General features: G+C 68.3%; 20 protein-coding genes. 6 read left to right on the top strand and 14 right to left on the bottom strand.

The window, feature by feature from the left end; translation table 11 throughout:
• Nucleotides 1-2: 2 nt before the first annotated feature.
• Both hutU and hutH read right to left on the bottom strand, forming a co-directional pair.
• Nucleotides 3-1,763 carry a urocanate hydratase gene (gene hutU, locus ACSAGD_RS11195; RefSeq protein WP_437582826.1) on the bottom strand — a complete coding sequence of 587 codons (1,761 nt, stop codon included), beginning with the start codon at nucleotides 1,761-1,763 and terminating at the stop codon, nucleotides 3-5.
• Nucleotides 1,760-3,331: a histidine ammonia-lyase gene (gene hutH, locus ACSAGD_RS11190; protein WP_437582825.1), complete on the bottom strand. Its 1,572-nt coding sequence runs from the start codon at nucleotides 3,329-3,331 to the stop codon at nucleotides 1,760-1,762. Before hutH ends, hutU begins: the two co-directional genes overlap by 4 nt.
• A gap of 305 nt (nucleotides 3,332-3,636) precedes the next feature.
• Here hutH and ACSAGD_RS11185 point away from each other — a divergent pair, with 305 nt between their 5' ends.
• Nucleotides 3,637-4,419, top strand: a complete 783-nt coding sequence (locus tag ACSAGD_RS11185) for an IclR family transcriptional regulator (RefSeq protein ID WP_437582824.1) — start codon at nucleotides 3,637-3,639, stop codon at nucleotides 4,417-4,419.
• Here ACSAGD_RS11185 and ACSAGD_RS11180 read toward each other — a convergent pair.
• From ACSAGD_RS11180 to ACSAGD_RS11155, 6 genes are all read right to left on the bottom strand, one after another.
• Nucleotides 4,363-5,028 carry a DedA family protein gene (locus ACSAGD_RS11180; RefSeq protein ID WP_437582822.1) on the bottom strand — a complete coding sequence of 222 codons (666 nt, stop codon included), beginning with the start codon at nucleotides 5,026-5,028 and terminating at the stop codon, nucleotides 4,363-4,365. The genes ACSAGD_RS11185 and ACSAGD_RS11180 overlap by 57 nt on opposite strands.
• Nucleotides 5,029-5,037: 9 nt before the next feature.
• Nucleotides 5,038-6,357, bottom strand: a complete 1,320-nt coding sequence (locus ACSAGD_RS11175; protein ID WP_437582820.1) for an acyltransferase family protein — start codon at nucleotides 6,355-6,357, stop codon at nucleotides 5,038-5,040.
• A 121-nt stretch (nucleotides 6,358-6,478) separates the two neighbouring features.
• Nucleotides 6,479-6,805, bottom strand: a complete 327-nt coding sequence (locus ACSAGD_RS11170; RefSeq protein ID WP_437582818.1) for a Fe-S cluster assembly protein HesB — start codon at nucleotides 6,803-6,805, stop codon at nucleotides 6,479-6,481.
• Between the two features lie 63 nt (nucleotides 6,806-6,868).
• Entirely contained in the window at nucleotides 6,869-7,540 is a 672-nt protein-coding gene (locus ACSAGD_RS11165) for a response regulator (RefSeq protein WP_437582817.1), read from the bottom strand.
• The gene (locus ACSAGD_RS11160) at nucleotides 7,537-8,757 is read right to left on the bottom strand and encodes a sensor histidine kinase (protein WP_437582816.1); all 1,221 of its coding nucleotides are present in this window, start codon (nucleotides 8,755-8,757) and stop codon (nucleotides 7,537-7,539) included. Before ACSAGD_RS11160 ends, ACSAGD_RS11165 begins: the two co-directional genes overlap by 4 nt.
• Nucleotides 8,758-8,843: 86 nt before the next feature.
• Nucleotides 8,844-9,113, bottom strand: a complete 270-nt coding sequence (locus ACSAGD_RS11155; protein WP_437582815.1) for a GlsB/YeaQ/YmgE family stress response membrane protein — start codon at nucleotides 9,111-9,113, stop codon at nucleotides 8,844-8,846.
• A 339-nt stretch (nucleotides 9,114-9,452) separates the two neighbouring features.
• Between ACSAGD_RS11155 and ACSAGD_RS11150 the strand changes: the two genes are divergently transcribed.
• The gene (locus ACSAGD_RS11150) at nucleotides 9,453-11,174 is read left to right on the top strand and encodes a DEAD/DEAH box helicase (RefSeq protein ID WP_437582814.1); all 1,722 of its coding nucleotides are present in this window, start codon (nucleotides 9,453-9,455) and stop codon (nucleotides 11,172-11,174) included.
• A 76-nt stretch (nucleotides 11,175-11,250) separates the two neighbouring features.
• Nucleotides 11,251-11,823, top strand: a complete 573-nt coding sequence (locus tag ACSAGD_RS11145) for a vitamin K epoxide reductase family protein (protein WP_437582813.1) — start codon at nucleotides 11,251-11,253, stop codon at nucleotides 11,821-11,823.
• Between the two features lie 327 nt (nucleotides 11,824-12,150).
• On the opposite strand, the gene panC is transcribed toward ACSAGD_RS11145, so the two are convergent.
• From panC to panD, 3 genes are read right to left on the bottom strand one after another with little or no spacing between them, the layout of a single operon-like run.
• Nucleotides 12,151-12,987: a pantoate--beta-alanine ligase gene (gene panC / locus ACSAGD_RS11140; RefSeq protein WP_437582812.1), complete on the bottom strand. Its 837-nt coding sequence runs from the start codon at nucleotides 12,985-12,987 to the stop codon at nucleotides 12,151-12,153.
• Nucleotides 12,984-13,820 carry a 3-methyl-2-oxobutanoate hydroxymethyltransferase gene (gene panB / locus ACSAGD_RS11135; RefSeq protein WP_437582810.1) on the bottom strand — a complete coding sequence of 279 codons (837 nt, stop codon included), beginning with the start codon at nucleotides 13,818-13,820 and terminating at the stop codon, nucleotides 12,984-12,986. Before panB ends, panC begins: the two co-directional genes overlap by 4 nt.
• On the bottom strand, nucleotides 13,813-14,247 hold the full coding sequence (gene panD / locus ACSAGD_RS11130) for an aspartate 1-decarboxylase (protein WP_437582809.1): 435 nt from the start codon (nucleotides 14,245-14,247) through the stop codon (nucleotides 13,813-13,815). The genes panB and panD overlap by 8 nt, the downstream gene beginning before the upstream one ends.
• Before the next feature lie 251 nt (nucleotides 14,248-14,498).
• On the opposite strand from panD, the gene coaBC reads away from it, so the two are divergent.
• Nucleotides 14,499-15,686, top strand: coding sequence for a bifunctional phosphopantothenoylcysteine decarboxylase/phosphopantothenate--cysteine ligase CoaBC (coaBC, locus tag ACSAGD_RS11125; RefSeq protein WP_437582808.1), 1,188 nt, complete (start codon nucleotides 14,499-14,501; stop codon nucleotides 15,684-15,686).
• A 23-nt stretch (nucleotides 15,687-15,709) separates the two neighbouring features.
• Here the strand turns inward: coaBC and ACSAGD_RS11120 are convergent, their stop codons facing one another.
• A complete protein-coding gene (locus ACSAGD_RS11120) occupies nucleotides 15,710-16,078 on the bottom strand; it encodes a hypothetical protein (RefSeq protein WP_437582807.1) in 369 nt (122 codons plus the stop codon).
• Between the two features lie 122 nt (nucleotides 16,079-16,200).
• On the opposite strand from ACSAGD_RS11120, the gene ACSAGD_RS11115 reads away from it, so the two are divergent.
• The gene (locus ACSAGD_RS11115) at nucleotides 16,201-17,277 is read left to right on the top strand and encodes a cytochrome b/b6 domain-containing protein (RefSeq protein ID WP_437582806.1); all 1,077 of its coding nucleotides are present in this window, start codon (nucleotides 16,201-16,203) and stop codon (nucleotides 17,275-17,277) included.
• 47 nt (nucleotides 17,278-17,324) lie between these two features.
• Here ACSAGD_RS11115 and ACSAGD_RS11110 read toward each other — a convergent pair whose 3' ends face one another.
• Together ACSAGD_RS11110 and ACSAGD_RS11105 are read right to left on the bottom strand one after the other, a co-directional pair.
• Complete coding sequence (locus ACSAGD_RS11110; protein WP_437582805.1) at nucleotides 17,325-17,993, bottom strand: helix-turn-helix transcriptional regulator; 669 nt, start codon at nucleotides 17,991-17,993, stop codon at nucleotides 17,325-17,327.
• 76 nt (nucleotides 17,994-18,069) lie between these two features.
• Nucleotides 18,070-18,570, bottom strand: a complete 501-nt coding sequence (locus ACSAGD_RS11105; RefSeq protein WP_437582804.1) for a VOC family protein — start codon at nucleotides 18,568-18,570, stop codon at nucleotides 18,070-18,072.
• Between the two features lie 49 nt (nucleotides 18,571-18,619).
• Between ACSAGD_RS11105 and ACSAGD_RS11100 the strand changes: the two genes are divergently transcribed.
• The gene (locus ACSAGD_RS11100; protein WP_437582803.1) at nucleotides 18,620-19,465 is read left to right on the top strand and encodes a helix-turn-helix domain-containing protein; all 846 of its coding nucleotides are present in this window, start codon (nucleotides 18,620-18,622) and stop codon (nucleotides 19,463-19,465) included.
• Nucleotides 19,466-19,468 lie beyond the last annotated feature (3 nt).

The following is a 19,468-nucleotide window of genomic DNA, read 5'->3' as shown; positions in this document are numbered from 1 at the left end:
GGCTATGCTCCCGAGTCCGCGGACGTTCTGGGCGCGTCGAGCAGGGGAATCGTCACGCCGCGCTCGCGGGCGACGTCCGCGGCGCGTTCGTAGCCGGCATCCACGTGTCTCATGACCCCGGAGCCCGGGTCGTTCGTCAGCACGCGCTCGATCTTCTCTGCCGCGAGTTCTGTTCCGTCGGCGACGACGACCTGCCCGGCATGGATCGACCGGCCGATGCCGACGCCTCCGCCGTGGTGGAGCGAGACCCACGTCGCCCCGGACGCGGTGTTGAGCAGCGCGTTCAGCAGCGGCCAATCCGCGATCGCGTCGGACCCGTCGGCCATGGCCTCGGTCTCACGGTACGGCGAGGCGACCGAGCCGGAGTCGAGGTGATCGCGGCCGATCACGACCGGGGCGGAGAGCTCACCGGAGGCCACCATCTCGTTGAACTTGAGCCCCGCACGGTGGCGCTCGCCATAGCCCAGCCAGCAGATGCGCGCAGGGAGGCCCTCGAAGTGCACCTTCTCGCTTGCGCCCGTGATCCAGCGGCGCAGCGGTTCGTCGTCGGGGAAGAGCTCCAGAATGGCGCGGTCGGTCGCCGCAATGTCGGCGGGATCGCCGGAGAGCGCGGCCCAGCGGAACGGTCCCTTACCCTCGCAGAACAGCGGCCGGATGTAGGCGGGGACGAAGCCCGGGTACGCGAACGCGCGCTCACAGCCGCCGAGCTCGGCTTCGGCGCGAAGTGAGTTGCCGTAGTCGAACACCTCTGCGCCGGCATCCTGAAAGTCCACCATCGCCTGACAGTGCTTCGCCATCGAGGCGCGCGCCGCGGTCGTGAAGCTGTCGGGGTCGGATGCCGCACGCTCGTGCCACTCTGCCACGTCGACGCCCTCCGGCAGATAGCTCAGCGGGTCGTGCGCGCTCGTCTGATCGGTGACGACGTCGACGGTGACGCCGCGCTCGAGAACCTCGGGGAACACGGATGCCGCGTTGCCGACGAGCCCGATGGAGACGGCTTCGCGGTCGCTTCGCGCCTGCTCGGCGCGCTGCAGTGCGGCATCCATGCTCTCGGCGATCTCGTCGAGGTACCCGTGATCGAGGCGGCGCTGAAGTCGGTCGCGGTCCACGTCGACGATCAGGCAGACGCCGCCGTTCATCGTCACGGCGAGTGGCTGCGCGCCGCCCATGCCGCCGCATCCGGCCGTGAGCGTGAGGGTTCCGGCGAGGGTCCCGTCGCCACGGCCGCGGGCGGCGAGTGAGCGTCCAACGGCGGCGAACGTCTCGTAGGTGCCCTGCAGAATGCCCTGGGTGCCGATGTAGATCCAGCTGCCCGCGGTCATCTGCCCGTACATGGTGAGACCCTGGGCCTCGAGCCTGCGGAACTCGGACCACGTGGCCCAGTCGGGCACGAGATTCGAGTTGGCGATGAGCACCCGCGGCGCCCACTCGTGTGTGCGGAACACGCCCACAGGTTTGCCGGACTGCACGAGCAGCGTCTCGTCGGCGTCGAGATCGCGCAGCGTGGCGCAGATCGCGTCGAACGCGGCCCAGCTGCGCGCGGCCCGCCCGGTGCCGCCGTACACGACGAGGTCGTCCGGTCGCTCGGCCACCTCAGGGTCGAGGTTATTCATGATCATCCGCAGCGGAGCCTCGGTCTGCCAGGACTTCGCGCTGAGCTCGGTGCCCCGCGGAGCCCGGACCTGGCGGGCGCGGTGGCCGCCGGTATCCCCGGTGTCAGTCGTGTCGACGTGGATGCCGCCCCTGTCGCTGTTCTGCGTCATCGCAGTCCTCCTGTCTCGTGTTCTGCCGCCTCGGCGATGCGCCCGGAGCGCACAAGACCGACGACCGCCTCGATCTCGTCCGCGACGATGCGGTCGGGGCCCGGGCCCGCCACGTGCTCGCGCACCAGGTCACGCACGGCGCCGGTCGCGCGAGCGGGGCGAAGCGGTGCGCGCAGGTCGAGTGAGCGGCATCCGGTCATGATCTCGATGGCGAGCACGCGCGTGAGCCCGTCGATCGACCGCCGCAGCTTGCGGGCCGCCGCCCACCCCATCGAGACGTGGTCCTCCTGCATCGCCGACGAGGGAATGGAATCGACGGATGCCGGCGCAGCCAGGCGCTTCAGCTCGCTCACGATTCCCGCCGCGGTGTACTGCGCGATCATGAGCCCCGAGTCGACGCCCGCGTCGTGCGCGAGGAACGCCGGGAGCCCCTTGCTGCGGCTCGGGTCGAGGTGGCGGTCGGTGCGGCGCTCCGACATCGAGGCGACATCGGCGGTCGCGATCGCGAGGAAGTCGAGCACGTAGGCGACGGGCGCGCCGTGGAAGTTGCCGTTCGACTCGACGCGGCCGTCCGGCGTGACGACCGGGTTGTCGACGGCGCTCGCCAGCTCGCGGTCGGCGATGGATGCCGCGTGGGCGGCCGTGTCTCGCGCGGCACCGTGCACCTGCGGAGCACAGCGCAGCGAGTAGGCGTCCTGCACGCTCGGATCGTCTGGGCCGCGATGCGACGCCACGATGGGAGAGCCGTGGAGCAGAGCCCGCAGATTCGCGGCGGAATCGGCCTGGCCGATCTGGGGGCGCAGCAGCTGCAGATCGTCGGAGAACACGCGGTCGGTGCCGAGAAGCGTCTCGACGCTGAGCGCTGCGGCGACGTCTGCGGTGCGCAGCAGCATCTCGAGATCGTTCAGGGCGAGCAGCAGCATCCCGAGCATGCCGTCGGTTCCGTTGATGAGAGCGAGGCCCTCCTTCTCAGCGAGGGTGATCGGCGCGAGCTCGGCCGCGGCGAGGGCGTCAGCGGCATCCATGAGTGTGCCGTTGCAGTCGCGGACCGTTCCCTCTCCCATGAGCGCGAGCGCGCAGTGTGCGAGAGGAGCGAGATCTCCCGAGCATCCCAGCGAACCGTACTCACGCACGACTGGCACGATGCCGGCGTTCAGCATGTCGGCGTAGGCACGCGCGGTCTCCAGGCGAACGCCGGTGCGGCCAGACATGAGCGTCTTCAGACGCAGCAGCATGAGGGCTCGCACGACCTCGCGCTCGACCTCGGGCCCGGAGCCCGCGGCGTGCGAGCGGATGAGGCCCTGCTGCAGAGCGGTGCGCTGCTCGGCGGAGATGAAGGTCGAGGCAAGGGCGCCGAAGCCCGTCGAGATTCCGTAGTGCGGCTCGGTGTCGTCGGCAAGCGCGTCGATCGCTGAGCGGGTCGCCGCGACGGAGTCGCATGCGGCCGGGCCGAGTTCGACGTGGGCGCCGTGGCGGGCGACACGCACGACGTCGTTCGGGGTGAGAACGTCGCCGGCTGTCGTGGAGCCGAGCGTGACGGCATCCGTGAGGTGGAGAGTAGTGCTCATACGTCGATTCCACCCTGTTCCGGCGAGCGGCAGAAGCGCCGTACAGTGGGAGGTGTCCGGGATACCGGACACGAGGCGGGGCCACGCGCCTGGATCGGGCGTGGGCCAGGATCGGGCGCGGGCTGTTGTGTTCAGGCGCTGCCGCAGCCCTTCGCGAGAGATACGTCCCAAATGATGCGCTCCGGTGTACCAGATACCGCTTTCCCGGATTGGGAAAGCGGTATCTGATACACCTGGAACGACAGTAGACGCGATGCAGACTCTGGGGCAGCCACGGCAGGGAAAAAGAGAGAAGAGGATGCCGCATGAGCAAAGCACCTGCGGCGGAGCAGACGCTGCGCATTCTGACGTTCCTCGCGCGGCAGCGCGGCCCCGTCGCCGCCGCGCGCATCGCGACCGCCCTGGAGCTGCCACGCTCGACGGTGTACCAGCTGCTCGCGGAGCTGCAGCGGCAGGGCTACGTCGTGCACCTGCCCGAAGAGCGGCGATACGGACTGGGCGTCGCGGCGTTCGAGCTGTCGAGCGGCTATGCGCGGCACGAACCCCTGAGCCGTTTGGGCCGGCCTCTTCTCGGCGCGCTCGTCGATGACATTGGCGAGAACGCGCACCTGGCTGTGTTGCACGGCCGCGATGTGCTGTACATCGTGGAGGAGCGCGCCCCGCGCCGCCCGCACCTCGTCAGCGACGTCGGCGTCCGCCTGCCCGCACACCTCGCGGCGACGGGGCGGGCGATGCTCGCCGGCCTTCCGAAGCACCAGGTGCGTGCGCTGTTTCCCGATAGGGCGGCGTTCGTCGACCGTACGGGCCTCGGGCCGGGGCGCTACTCCGAGCTGCGGCGACTGCTCGACGAGGTGTCGCGGGAGGGCTTCGCGACCGAAGACGGTGAGATTACGCCGGGGCTCGCGTCGGTCGGAGTCGCGGTCACCGACCACGTGGGCTGGCCCGCGGCATCCATCGCCGTCACCTTCGAGCAGGGGCGCGGTGACGTGCCGCGGCTCGTGGAGCGCATCACGGCCGTGGCGGGGGAGCTGTCACGGCGCATCCGCGGGAACCCGCACCCCGTCGCGGGAGGCGCTGAGCTCGGCTGAGCGCTCGCGGGCCTCCCGGCGACGACGCCGCATCGAGGCGACGCGGTCGATGACGAACCCGATCACGAGCGCGAGCACGATGCCGATGCCCGCCCCGAGCAGCGGGTTGTCTCTCACGATGCTGCCGGCTACAAGCCCGATCGCCGTGGAGTAGACCGCCCACATGGCGCCCGCGATGAGCGAGAGCGGAACGAAGCGACGTCGCGGGTAGCCGAGGGCGCCCGCCGTCATGTTGACCGCGACGCGTCCGACCGGAATGTACCGCGCACCGAGGATGAGCCCGGCTCCGGAGCGATCGAGTGTTCCTGAGGCCCAGTCGAACGCGGCGGCGACGCGAGGCCGTCGCATCCAGCGGAAGCGTCGCACGCCGACGAGGCGGCCGATCATGAACGCGATGTTGTCGCCGATCGCCGCACCGACTGCCGCGATCGCGCAGAGCAGTACGAGGTTCGTGCCCCCGGCCGACGCGGCCACGGCGGCCGCTGCGACGAGCACCGTCTCGCTCGGAACCGGCGGGAAGAACCCGTCGATCACAGCGACGGCGAACATGGCGAGGTACAGCCACGGCGACGCGATCGCCTGCATGATCAGCTCGTTCACGATATCCACCCTGAGAACCTATGCGTCCGACGGCACACGGGTCATCACCCTCTGGTATGGTCTGCGTCCCCCTGCAGGACCCTTTTGTGCGGCGTTCAGCGCGAGGCGCATGAGCAGCACGCTCACGATCGCGGTCAGCACGCTGATCCCGGCGATCAGCAGCACGATGACGCTCAGCACGGCGGCAACGCTCGCCGCCCAGACATGAGGGGCGGATGCCGTCGAGCTGACGAGCCGCCGTCGTTCCCACCGTCCGGTGAGACGCGCGACTGCCACGGTCGTCACGACGGCGAGGAGAATCCACGCGGGGCGGGTCGCCCACCACGAGAGACTCCCGGGCTCCGGCAGCGTCAGCGCGCCGTTCAGAGCGCCAAGGAGGCCCAGGCCGGCGAGGGCGATCAGCGCGGGCATGTGCCACAGGTAGACGGTCATCGAGCGCGCGTTGAGCCAGGCGGATGCCGCGGCGACACGCTCCTGCGCGGCGACGCGACGCAGCCACGGCCTTGCGATGCTCAGCGCCGCGAGGTGCACGAGGCCGAGGATGACGAGCGCGGCCGACGGCGGGTTCAGCCCCTCGTACATGTCGGCGGGGTAGACACCGGATGCCGTCGTCACGACGAGCAGCGCGAGAGCGGCGGCCCCCAGAGCGACGCGACGCCGCACCGGAAGCGCGTCGACGCGTCCGTCTGCCAGCCAGAAGCCGAGCTGCTGCACGGTGAGCCAGACGAGTGCGAGGTTGAGGTAGGAGACGCCGTCGGAGCCGGTCGTCGCCGCGGCAGCATCCACCCCGATCACACCCGCGGCGAGAAGACCAAGAGTGAGCCGCGGCGCCCGCTCATGCGCCGCGATCAGAGCGGGAGCGAGCGCCTGGCAGCCGAGGTACACGCCGAGGAACCACAGCGGCTGACTGATGCGGAATCCCGCTTCGGAGACCACGTCTGCCGGCAGGCCCGCGAGCGTCATCACGAGAAGTGCCGCACCGACGACCGCGACCATGACGATCGCGGGTCCGAGCAGCCGCTGCACGCGATCCGCGACGAACTCGGCGCTGCTCTGCCCACGCGCACGCGCCTTCGCGAGGGCGTGCCGCGTCGAGAACCCGCCGACGATGAAGAACAGCGGCATGATCTGCGCGACCCACGAGACGGGTACGAACCAGTCGCGCCCCTCGATCGCGTTCTCGAAGACGGGCCCCTCGGGGCCCAGAGTCACTCCGACCATGAGCGCGTGCAGAGACACGACCACGATCAGGCACGCGGCGCGGACAAGGTCGATGCCGGAGTCCCGGCCAGAGGGGTGGGATGCCGCGGTCTGACGCAGCGGGGCGATGACGGTCATGAAGCCTCCTTCTCGGCTTCATGAACGCTATGGAGGGGATGCCGCGCGGCGAATCGGTCCGCGGGGCCAAAAAAGAACCGCCTCACCCCTACGGCAGGGTGAGGCGGTGCAGTCGTGGAGCTTAGGCCGGCTGGTTGCCGATGGAGAAGCGCACGGCGCCCTCCTCGTTCACCTCGGCGTCGAGCACCTTGTCATCGAGCGCGAGAGCGGCGCCCTCTTCGAGGAACACGCGTGCTCCGCCGGACTCGACGACCTGATCCTCGGTCTCGGGGGAGGCTGCCACGTCGACCGCGAAGTCGCCGGCGCCCTCCTCGGTCTGGCTGCTGATGCGCAGCCCGGCACTCTCATCGCCCGTCGCCTGCGAGGCGATCGTCTTGACGATGGTGCTTGCATTGTCGGTGAGGGTGAGCACGAGCTCTCCTTCCGGTTGCGGATGTGTTCGAGCCACGATTCCTCACGTGACCGCCCACTTCAAGCCGTGCGCCGCCATTCTGAGGCCTTTCACACCTCGCTACGCCGCTGGCGAAACCAGGCCCGCGTCATAGGCGAAGATCACGGCGTGGACGCGGTCGCGCAGCTGCAGCTTCTGCAGGATCTTTCCGACGTGCGTCTTGACCGTCTGCTCTGAGATGAACAGGTCACCGGCGATCTCTCCGTTGGAGCGGCCCTGCCCGATGAGGGTCAGCACTTCGCGCTCCCTCTCGGTGAGCGCGTTCAGCTCGAGGCTCGCGCGCGAGGTCGTGGGCCTGCTCTTGCCGAACTGCTCGATGAGCCGCCGGGTGATGCGCGGTGCGAGCAGAGCGTCCCCGGCCGCGACGACGCGCACGGCGTGCACGAGGTCCGCGGGCAGGGAGTCCTTCAGCAGAAAGCCGCTCGCCCCGGACTCCAGCGCTTCGTACACGTAGTCGTCGATGTCGAAGGTGGTCAGCATGATGATGCGGGGGACGTGAGGCAGCGGGTGGGCGGGTGAGAGGATGCTGCGTGTCGCCTGCAGCCCGTCGAGCTGCGGCATCCTCACATCCATGAGCACCACATCGGGCTTTGCGCGGCGCACGAGATCGACGGCCTCCACGCCGTCTGCCGCCTGGCCGATGACCTCGATGCCGTCCTGCGCGTCAAGGAGCGCTGCGAAGCCCGCGCGCACCATGGCCTGGTCGTCGGCGATCACGACGGAGATCGTCATGAGGTCCTCTCTGTCAGGGCGCTGCCCGCGGTGTCGCACGGAAGCTCGGCGTGCACGACCCAGCCGCCGTCCGGCGTTGAGTGCACATTGAGCCGGCCGCCGAGCATGGCGGTACGTTCACGCATTCCGATGATGCCATGCCCGCCGCCGGTTGCGTCAGGGGTGTGAGTACTGGATGCCGCGTTGGCCACGGTCACCGTCAGCAGGCCGGGCGTCGAGACAGCGACCGTGACCGCGATGTGCGCGCCTGGTGCATGGCGGACGGCATTGCTGATGCTCTCCTGCACGAGCCGGAATACGACGACCTGCACCGAGAGGGGCGCATCGCGGGTCTGATCGTCGAGGTTCAGCTCGATTGAGGCGCCGGCACGACGCGACGATTCGACGAGCCGCGGAATGTCGCTGATCGTCTGCTGAGGCATCCGCTCAGCCGTGTGATCGTCGGTGCGCAGCGTGCCGAGCAGGCGGCGCATCTCGCCGAGGGCGTCGCGGGCGGTTCCGGCGATGTCGTCGAACTCGGCGTACGCGGCATCCTCGAGCTCGGGTAGGCGATACCGCGCGGTCGACGCCTGCACTTGGATGATCGACATGCTGTGCGCGACGACGTCGTGGAGCTCGCGGGCGATGCGTGCGCGTTCCTCCACGAGCTGGCGTCGCGCCTGCTCCTCCGCGGAGATCTCCTTCTCCTGCGCGAGCTGGGCCCTCACAGTCGCGCGGCCCGCGAGCAGGAAGCCGAAGACAGCACCAACCGCGGCGAGCGAGAACGTGACGATGAGATTCGCCATCATGCCCGTCGACTCGAGCGTCGCAGAGAATCTGAGGCCGGCGAGTGTAGGTGCCGTGAACGCGACGCCGAGAGCGACCAGCCAGCCGATGGGGGCGAGATTCCAGCGATGGTGGTACGCGAGAAGACCGACGAGGAGGGCGAGGGCGATCATCGCGGTGACGGGAACCGGCCACGGCCACATGATGGGGCCCTCCGGCTCGGAGAAGATCGCGAAGCCGATGAGCCCCAGGGCGAACGCCGTGATGGCGAGGCCCGGGCGGTAGAGCGCAAGGGGGAGCGAACCGCAGACGAGCGCCGCGATTAGAAACGCGAGCGCGACCGGCACATCGTAGAGCACGGCGTCGATCGGCACCGCCACGCAGTACAGGGTGACGGCGAGAACGCTGACCGTGACCCACCAGGCGGGCCGGATATGACGATGCGAGTGCATGCCAGCATCCTGACACGCACTCGCACCCTGTGACATCGGTCCGTGGGGTGAAACAGCGCCTGGCCGATCACCCCACGGACCGAGGGTTAGGCGTCGGCGCGCTTGCGACCGAAGATGAGCCCCCAGATCACCAGCACGATGATCGCGCCGCCGATAGCGAGCAGCCAGCTTGAGATGCTCCAGAACTCATCGACTCCGACGCCGAAGATGGCGTTGCCGAGCCAGCCTCCCAGAATGGCTCCGACGACTCCGAGTAAGAGAGTGACGATCCATCCGCCGCCCTGACGGCCCGGAAGGATGAGCTTAGCGATGACCCCGGCGATGAGACCGAGGATGAGAAATGCGATGAAGTTCATTGTGATGCCTTTCTCTTCTGGTTACGCGCCTGTCGGGCACGTGATGTGGCTCACATTACGAGACGCGGTTAAAACCCGAAAAGGGGTTGCCAAATCAACCTGGTTCTGTGCTGGTTCCCAGCGGGATGCGCGTAAAATGGTTCGGTCGGCTCTGGACACCTCCCTCAGTGAGGGCGGATGGGTTTGTCAGTCTGGTGGGCCGGTTTCCTCTCGAGAACGAGATGCGAATTCACACGTTGTGAACGGCCCCGGCCAATGGGACGCCCGGGTGAAGACGATCGTCGCGCTGTCGCGCGCGGTCTGCTGTTTCATGCATGACTCAACCCGGAAAGCACTGCAATGCCCAAGAACAAGAAGCCAGCGGGCGGACGCCCCGCACGCAACTTCGACCCCGACTACGTCGCCAAGCGCCGCGAGCGTCAGGCGCGCAAGAGCGGCCCGAAGCCCGGCAGCCGCAGCCCGAAGCACCGCGGATACCGTCCGCCAGAGGAGGCGCCGAAGAAGAACCGGTGGGATGCCGCTGAGCGTGCCGAGCGTGCGGCGGAGCGTCGTGCCGGTGAGCAGCGCCCTTCGCGTGACGACCGGCCGCGCCGCGGCTACGACCGCGACGAGCGTCCGCAGCGCCGTTATGCGCGTGACGATCGTCCCGCGCGTCGTTATGACCGGAATGACCGCTCGCAGCGTCGGTTCGACCGCAATGATCGTCCGCAGCGCCGATTCGACCGCAATGACCGTCCGCAGCTCCGATTCGACCGCAATGACCGTCCGCAGCTCCGACAGAAGACCGCAGACTCTGCACCGCGCTTCACCCCTCACGAGGACGTCGTGCTCGAGCGACTTCAGGCGAGCGCCACGACTGCGGCCGACGTCGAGGGTGTGACGTTCGCAGATCTCGGTCTCGGCGGCAACATCGTGCGTACGCTCGGCGAGCTCGGCGCGGCATCCCCCTTCCCGATTCAGGCGGCGACGATTCCCGATGTGCTCGGCGGACGCGACGTGCTCGGCCGCGGCCGCACCGGAAGCGGCAAGACGATCGCCTTCGGAGCCCCGCTGGTCGAACGTCTCATGGAGAACCGCGGCGGCACCAAGCGTGAGATGGGCCGTAAACCTCGTGCGCTGATTCTCGCCCCGACCCGTGAGCTTGCTCTGCAGATCGACCGCACGGTGCAGCCGATCGCCCGCAGCGTCGGGCTCTTCACGACGCAGATCTACGGTGGCGTTCCTCAGGCCCGTCAGGTCGGTGCGCTGAAGCGCGGTGTCGACATCGTCATCGGAACACCCGGTCGCATCGAAGACCTCATCGAGCAGGGCCGCCTCGACCTGTCGGACGTACGCGTCACAGTCGTCGACGAGGCGGACCACATGTGTGACCTGGGCTTCCTCGAGCCAGTGCAGCGACTTCTTCGCCAGACCGCACCGCGCAGTCAGAAGCTGCTGTTCTCGGCGACCCTCGACACCGAGGTCGCCGCTCTCGTGAACGAGTTCCTCGTCGACCCGGCCGTGCACGAGGTCGCCGGTGAAGACCAGGCGTCGAGCCACATCGACCACCGCGTGCTCGTCGTGCTTCGCGAAGACAAGGTGCAGGTGCTCAGCGAGCTCGCGCAGCGCGACGAGAAGACCGTCATCTTCACACGCACTCGCGCGTACGCCGAGCAGCTCGTCGAAGCGCTCGATGACGCGGAGGTGCGCGCCGTCGCCCTCCACGGAGACCTCAGCCAGGCCAAGCGGCAGCGGAACCTCGAGAAGCTCTCGTCGGGACGCGTGAAGGTGCTCGTGGCGACGGACGTCGCCGCGCGCGGCATCCATGTCGATGACGTCACCCTCGTGATTCAGGCGGACATGCCGGACGAATACAAGACGTACCTCCACCGTTCCGGTCGCACCGGTCGTGCGGGCAAGGAGGGGCGCGTCGTGACGATCATTCCGCGCAACCGCCGTAAGCGCATGACCGAGCTGCTCAGTCGTGCCGAGATCGAGGCAACGCTCGTCGATGCCTTCCCCGGAGACGACATCATCGACGAGATCGCCGGTCGCCCCACTCTCGCAGAGTTGACTGCATAGCCGATTTTGCACGGTCTCCGGCGGCGCGCCGGCTCCTCTCCATGCATGACAGTGGATGCTGCGAGAGGAGACGACCATGCATCGCGCACCACGAACACTCGCCCTCACGGTCATCGTCGGGGCGGCGTTCGGGCTGCTCGCCACGTTCGCGCTGAGCCTCGAGAAGCTCGGCACGTCGGAGGGGCGGGCGCCGACCTGCAACGTGAACCCGCTCATCGGCTGCGGTGCGAGCCTCGACTCGGCGCAGGGCGCCCTGTTCGGCATCCCGAATCCGTTGATCGGAATCGTGTGTTGGACAGCCGTGCTCACCCTCGGGATTGTCGCGCTCGTCACCCCGCTGCCGCGCTGGCTGTGGCTCGCGCTCGGCGTGGGGATCACCGGCGCGATGGCACTCGTGGTGTGGTTTGCCGTGCAGAGCATCATGGTGCTCGGAGTGCTGTGCCCGTGGTGCCTGCTCACGTGGGCGGTGACGGTGCCTGTGTTCGTCGCGGTGTGGGTGTTCGTGGTGCGTGCGAGGATGCTTCCGGCGCCACGGCTCGTCGCCCGTGCGGCATCCGTCCCCGGAATCACGGTCTGGGTGTCGCTGCTGCTCCTCGCGGCGATCGCGGTCTGGGCTCAGATGCGCCTCGACGTGCTCAGCGCCTTCTGAGGTGCCCGCTGCAGCTGTGCTTTCTCAAGCCCGCTGCACCCGCGCTCACTAAGGCCTCTTCACCCGCGCTCACTAATGCCCCTGCACCCGCGCACACTAATGCCCCTGCACCTACGTTTCCTGCATTTCATGAGAGAGCGGTCTGCGGTCAATAGTGACTGCCGCGGCAGTCACTATTGACCGCAGACCGCTCTCTCGGCGGCAGAGTGGCAGAGGATGCGCGAGGACGGAGGGTACGCGAGGGCGGAGAGCGCGGGTGCGAGGGCAGAGGGCGCGCGGGTGCGAGGGCGGAGGGTGCGCGAGGGCAGCGGGCGCGGGCGCGACGGGTCAGAACGTCAGCGGCGCATTGTCGATCAGGCGCGTCGCCCCGACGCGGGCAGCGAGCACGAGAACGGCGTCGCCGCGGAACCCCGGCGGGCACTCGATGAACGTCGCCCGCTCCACGAGCGTCGCGTAGCCGACGGAGAACTCGGGATGCCGGCGCTGAGCGCCCGCGAGTGCGCGACGCGCGGCATCCTGTGCCTCTTCGGGCGTGGCAGCCGCACGCGCCGCCTCGATCGCGGCGGGCAGCGCGAGGGCGATGCGGCGTTCGTCATCGCTGAGGTACCGATTGCGGCTCGAGAGCGCAAGCCCGTCGGCGTCCCGGACGATGGGGACCGCGTCGATCGTGACTCCGAGGTCGAGGTCTGCCGTCAGCCGCTCCACGAGCGCAAGCTGCTGGGCGTCCTTCTGCCCGAAAACCGCGACATCGGGGCGCACAAGGCGGAAGAGCTTCGTCACGACCGTGAGCACTCCGTCGAAGTGCCCGGGCCGGGCCGCGCCCTCGAAGACCGTTCCCATGCGCCCGGCACTCACCGTGACCTCGGGTTCGCGCGGGTACATCTCCGCGAGCTCCGGCGTGAAGACGAAGTCCACCTCGTCAGCGCGGCAGATCTCCAGATCGGCTTCGAGGTCGCGCGGGTAGCGATCGAAGTCCTCATCGGGGCCGAACTGCAGAGGGTTGACGAAGACGCTGACGGCGACGGCATCCGCGATCTGCTTCGCTCGCGCGATCAGCCTGCGATGTCCGTCATGCAGCGCACCCATCGTGGGCACGAGCGCAACGGTTCCGGCCACGCTCGATCGCCAGCCGGCGAGCTCGGCGCGGCCGCCGTGCGTCGTCACGCGAAGTCTCTCTCGGGTTCGGGGAAACGACCGGATGCCACGTCGTCGACGTACTCGCAGACGGCCTTCGTGAGCACACCGTGCAGGTCGGCGTATCGTTTGACGAACCGCGGCGTCGGGCCCGTGCGGAGTCCGGCCATGTCCTGCCAGACGAGCACCTGAGCGTCGCACCCGGCGCCCGCTCCGATGCCGACCGTCGGAATGTCCAGCTCGGCCGTGACCTGGGCCGCAAGCTCGGCCGGCACCATCTCCATGACAACGGCGAACGCCCCAGCATCGGCGACTGCTCGCGCGTCGTCGAGCAGCTGGAGGGCTGCCTCGCCGCGCCCCTGAACTTTGTAGCCGCCGAGCGCGTGCTCACTCTGGGGAGTGAAACCGATGTGGGCCATGACGGGGATGCCGGCGTCGACGACGGCCCGCACACGGCTGGCCATCCGCACACCGCCCTCGAGCTTGACGGCGTGCACCGCGGCTTCCTTCATGAAGCGGATCGCTGTCTTGGCAGCCTGCTCGTCTGAGACTTCATAGCTGCCGAACGGAAGGTCCGCGACGACGAGCGCCCGGTTCGTCGCACTCGAGACGGCGCGCGCCAGCGGAATCAGTTCGTCGACGGTGACGGGCAGCGTCGTCTCGTGCCCATACACGTTGTTCGCTGCAGAGTCTCCAACGAGGAGCGCCTCGACGCCGGCGCCTTCGAACAGCGCTGCCGTGTACTGGTCGTAGCTTGTGAGCATCGCCCAGCGGCGTCCGTCGCGCTTCGCCTTCTGCAGGTCGAGAGTGCGGATGCGGCGACGCGGCGTGCTGCTCCCGTACGGAGCGGTGGTCTCAGACACCTGCAGGCACCTCCGACCGAGGGGCGACCGCGTCGGAACGCAGCGTGCCCGGGGCAGGCGCCGAGGCATCGGCGCCGAGGCTGGTGATGCGGTTGAGCTCGTTCACGTGCACGATCTTGGGGCGGTGCGTCTTCAGCTCGGTCTCGTTCGCGAGTCCGTAGGCGACGATGATCACGAGGTCGCCCGGATGCACGAGGTGCGCGGCAGCGCCGTTGATCTCGATGTCTCCGCCGCCCGCGCGGCCCGGAATCACGTAGGTTTCGAGGCGCGCGCCGTTGGTGATGTCGAGGACGGAGACCTTTTCGCCGTCGGTGAGCCCGGCGGCATCCAGCAGATTCTGGTCGATGGTGATCGACCCGACGTAGTCGAGATCTGCGGCGGTGACCGTGGCGCGGTGGATCTTGGATGTCAGCACTGTGCGCAGCATGGCCCACATGCTAACGGACGGATGCCGTGTACCGCCCGTGTGTGTCGACCTTCACACCCCCGCGCTATTTGTTCGGGCTTGCGCTACAGGAATTCCTGTAGCGCGGTGCCGGAACTGTAGCGCGGCGCCGGAAGTGCAGCGGGGTGCTGGAACTGTAGCGCAGTGTCGACAATGGCGTCGCCGCCGAAGCCAGAGACCTGATGCGTAGGATGAGCGGAAGCAGAGCCAGAGCCGAGCAGGACGGGAGCGTCATGAGAGTCGTCGTGGGCGTCTGCGGTGGAATCGCCGCATACAAGGTGGTCGGGGTCATCCGCACCCTCGTGCTCGAGGGACACGATGTTCACGTCATCCCGACTGAGTCGGCCCTGCAGTTCGTCGGTGCCACGACGTTCGAGGCGATCAGCCGCAACCCCGTCTCGACCGACCTGTTCCACGGCGTCGCCGAGGTCAAGCACGTCGCGCTCGGTCAGAGCGCCGATGTGGTTCTCATCGCCCCGGCGACGGCGAACACCATCGCAAAACTCGCCGCAGGACTCAGCGACAACCTGCTGACGAACAGCGTGCTTGCGTCCCGAGCGCCTGTCGTGGTGGCGCCGGCGATGCACACCGAGATGTGGGAGAACCCCGCCACTCAGCACAACATCGGACTGCTCCGCGAGCGCGGCATGCGACTGGTCGGCCCCGAATCGGGGCAGCTCACCGGCAGTGACGTCGGCGTTGGTCGCCTCGCCGAGCACGACGCGATCGTCGCAGCCGTCACCACGGCGCTCGCTCCGCGTGACCTCGAGGGACGCACGGTCGTGATCAGCGCCGGAGGAACACGCGAGCCCATCGACCCCGTGCGCTTCATCGGCAACCGGTCGAGCGGCGCGCAGGGTGTGGCGCTCGCCGAGGCCGCGCGCGACCGCGGGGCCGACGTCGTTCTGGTCGGGGCTAACCTGGAGGTTCCTGCGCCGGCCGGTGTCAGGACGGTGCCTGTGTCGACCGTCGCCGAGCTGCGCGAGGCCGTGCTCGAGCGCAGCGGAACCGCGGACATCCTGGTGATGGCTGCGGCCGTCTCCGACTACCGCCCGACGACCACCGCGGAGAAGAAGATGAAGAAGGATGCCGCGGGCGGCGGCACCTCCATCGAGCTCACCCAGAACCCGGACATCCTCGCCGAGCTGGGCGCGCAGGAGAGCCGCCCGGTGCTCGTGGGCTTCGCGGCCGAGACCGAGAGCGACGAGAGCGCACTCGTCGAGCTCGGCGCGGGAAAGCGTGAGCGCAAGGGCGCCGACCTCATCGCGGTCAACCGCGTCGATGAGGGTCGAGGGTTCGGAACGCCCGACAATGAGGTGCTCATCGTCGGTGACGGCGGAACCGTCGCCGCACGGGCATGCGGGTCGAAACGCACGGTCGCAGACGCGATTCTGGATGCCGCTCTCGCGGTGCGCCGCTGACCGCAGACCGCTGCGGCGGTGCGTCAGACGCCCACCGAGCTGCTGATCAGGTGGACCCCGACGAACACGATCACGAGCACTCCCGCGATGGCGACGACCGGCGGCCACCACGCGCGGCGACGCCGCACGAGCAGCACGATTCCGGCAGCCACCCCCGCGATGCACGGCAGCCAGACCCAGCCGACCACGAGTGCCGTGCCCAGCTCGATCGACGCGAGATCGCACGTGTTGGGTGCGCACGGCGCGGTCACCATGACGCTGATCGCGCCGAAGAACGACGCGAGTCCGGTGACGACCACAGATACGACCATCAGCAGAATCGCCGCGACCGTGTCGGCTGTGCCGGGCAGTGGTCGTTCGGCGCCGCGGGCGGGAACGCCATCGTTCGTCATGGCAGAAGCGTAGCGCGTCATACAGGTGCCTACGAGCCCCGAGATTCCGGGGCAGAGCCGGTGTCGCAACATCAATGTAACGTCAGAGCCCGATCAGGGCGATTGGCTATCGTAGAGGCATTGTGACGACCCGTGAGAAAGCCGGCACCGCCGGCGCCGATGAGAAGCGTGCCGCGTTCCCGCGGATGAGGGTCGGCCGTCGTTGGCTGAACCTCATCTGGACGATCCCGGCGGCGATCGTCGTGCTGCTCGCACTTGTGGGCATCGCGCTCGCGCTGCGACAGGTTCCTGCGGTTGAGGACTTCATCGCGCGCTACCCCGGCACCGTCGAACGTGCGGAGCCCCAGGGCTTTCCGGTCTGGCTGCGGTGGCAGCACTTCCTCAACATCATCTTCCTGTTCCCCATCATGCGCTCGGGCCTGCAGGTGCTCGCGGGGCGTCCGAGGTTGTTTTGGAAGCTCGGCCAGCGCCCGGGCGACGAGTGGCTGCGGCTGAACGACGAAGTGGAGCCGGGCGCGCGCGTCTCGCCGCGGCATGACGCGGTCGCGCTGCCCACACAGCTCGGGCTGCCGGGGACGCGTCGCTCGACGGCATCCGCCCGCTGGTGGCACCTCACGTTCGTGATGCTCTGGCTGCTCAACGGTGTGGTGTTCTACATCGTGCTGTTCGCGACGGGCCAGTGGGCGCGGGTCATTCCGACGAGTCTCGACGTCTTTCCGAACGCACTGAGCGCTGTGCTGCAGTACGCCTCTCTCGACTTCCCCGAGCAGCGCTCGTGGATCGCCTACAACGGCATCCAGCTGCTCACCTATTTCGTGACCGTGTTCGTCGCCGCGCCTCTCGCGGTGATCACGGGGATGCTGCAGTCGCCACGCATCAGCCGCGCGATCGGCGCCGCGCAGTCGAGGGTCTTCAACGCGGAGGCGGCGCGCTCTGTGCACTCGATCGTGCTCGGATGGTTCATCGTCTTCACGATCGTGCACGTCGCTCTCGTACTGTCGACGGGCGCGACGGAGAACCTCAACCACATCACGGTCGGACAGAACGAGGCGGGGCCCGCCGGGCTCGTGCTCTTCGGCGTCGGCGCTCTGGTCGTCGCGGTGCTGTGGGTGATTGCATCGCCCGTGACGAACCGCTGGCCCGAGAAGGTGCAGTCGGTTGCCCTGAAGGTTCTCGGGCCCGTTGCGAAGTGGTTCTGACGCCGCGAGGTCTGCGCAGAGAAGCGCCCGTGTCGCGCGGTGAGCGCTCAGGCGCTTGCGGCCTCCAGGCGCTCACACGTGGTGTCGCGCTCGGTGCGGTCCATGAGCTTCAGCATGACCCAGCACCCGGCGTGAGGGTCCCGAGCGTGAAGCTCGGTCGCTTCGAGTGGGCCATCTGACAGTGTGACGGCCGTGCGCACGAGACCGAAGTGCACGTCGCAGACGTGAGGGTGCTCGCTCGCGAGATCGTAGAACGGGCAGTGGTGCATCGTGATGCGTCGCGCATCCGGTACCTCCACGGAATCGATCGTCGCGTCGAAGCCGCAGTCGTCGAGGTGGTCCTCGAGCACGTCGATCTGCCGATCGGTTGCGCTCACGGGCTGCTCAGTGTCGCTGTGGTTCAGAAAGCGACGCACCTGGTCTCCGCGCGCGTGCGCCTCACGCACGCGCTGCGCGAGTCGCGGGTCAGATGCTGTGTCCGCGACCGTGTAGCGAAGGCGCGGTCGTCCGCGCGAGGCGCGATGGATCGTCTCCGATGCGACGAAACCCGCGTCGATGAGCATGTGCAGATGCTCACGAGTGGTGTTCGGGTGAAGGCCGCAGCGCGCGGAGAGCTGGGTGACGGTCTGAGGGCCATTCGTTTGGAGGGCGTAGAGCAGTTCGATTCTGCTCGGCGAGGCGAGAACACGGTAGTTCGACGACAGGCTGTTACCCATGCCTCCATCATAGTTCTACGCGTTGTAGAAAAACCAGTGTCGCGAACTCGTGAGACTGCTGAGATCTCGGCTCCGGTCACATCTGCTGCGCGGCCCACTCAGCGATTCGCGCCGCGGACTCGTCGGGGGAGAGATCCTCCACTCGGGTCATGATCGACCAGCGGATGCCGAACGGGTCGACGAGCGAGGAGAACCGATCTCCCGAGACGAAGGTCGTCGGCTCTTCGCGAATCTCTGCGCCGGCTCGGCGGGCCTCCTCCGTGACCCCGTCGACGTCTGCGCAGTACAGCGCGAGCGAATAGGCGTGGCCCCGTGAGGAGTCGAGGGCGACGAGCCCGTAGTCGTCGATCGGGTCGCTGAGTGTGAGCATCCCTGAGCCGAAGTCGAGCACCGCGTGTGCGACGACGTCGCCGAACTTGGTGACATCGACCACGCGTGCGCCGAGGGCGTCGCGGTAGAACGCGATGGCAGCCTCGCCTCCCGTGACGACGATGTGCGGTGTGAGCGATGTGCTGCCGTGCGGGATGCCCTGACGAGTGTGCTGTCCGTCTGCGGCAGCGGTGTTCTGAGTCTGCATGATTCGACGGTAGGTCGACGATGTCGGTGCGGTCTTGTACTTTTGCGACATGACGGACGGAATGCCCCGCTCGCGCGGACATCTCACGCCAGGCTCTCCCGGAGTGCGCTTCGAGCGGTTCCTGCTCGATGACGAGCTTCGGCACCTCGTACGTCATGTCTGGCTCGTGTCGTGGAATGTGGCGGAGGAGGTCGCGCAGCGCGCCCTCAGCTACCCGGCGGTCAACATCGTGTTCGAGCCCGGTGGCACGCGCATCTACGGACCGAACTCGAGTGTGTCGATCCGGCGGCTTGCGGGGCGATCGTGGGCCGTCGGCATCCTATTTCGACCGGCGGCCGCGATCCTGCTCGCGCCGACTCACCCAGCGCACCTGCGACAGTCGGGCGAGGACGGGGAACCGGTGAGCGGAGCGCCGGATGAAGCCGTGGCCGCGATCGCTTCGCGAACACTCAGTGGTGCGCTGACGGATGCCGAACGGACAGAGCTCCGGGAGGTGCTCTCCGCCTGGCTGCGACCGTATGCCGCGCTGGTCGACGACCGCGGTCACCTGCTCAACACTGTGTGTGATGCCGCGGAGAATGACACGTCGATGCTGCGCGCGGCGGATTTGGCGGCATCCGTCTCTGTGTCTTCGCGGAGTCTCGAGCGTCTGCTGGCCGAGCGACTCGATGTGACGCCGAAGTGGCTCATCGAGTGTCGACGGATGCAGACCGCGGCGACGCGCCTGTATGGAGAGCCTGCCGTCGACCTCACGGAACTCGCGATCGACCTCGGCTTCGTCGACTACGCGCACTTCTCGCGGCGCTACAAGGCTGTGCTGGGGGAGACCCCCGACGACACGCGCGCGGCTGGAGAGCGCGTCGCGCGACGCCGCGTCGAGGCCGCCGCGGACTGACAC

It is taken from the genome of Paramicrobacterium salitolerans (assembly GCF_051513965.1).
Classification (GTDB): domain Bacteria; phylum Actinomycetota; class Actinomycetes; order Actinomycetales; family Microbacteriaceae; genus Paramicrobacterium.
The sequence above is the reverse complement of the archived record's forward strand: the minus strand, read 5'-3'. Positions and strand labels throughout refer to the sequence as shown.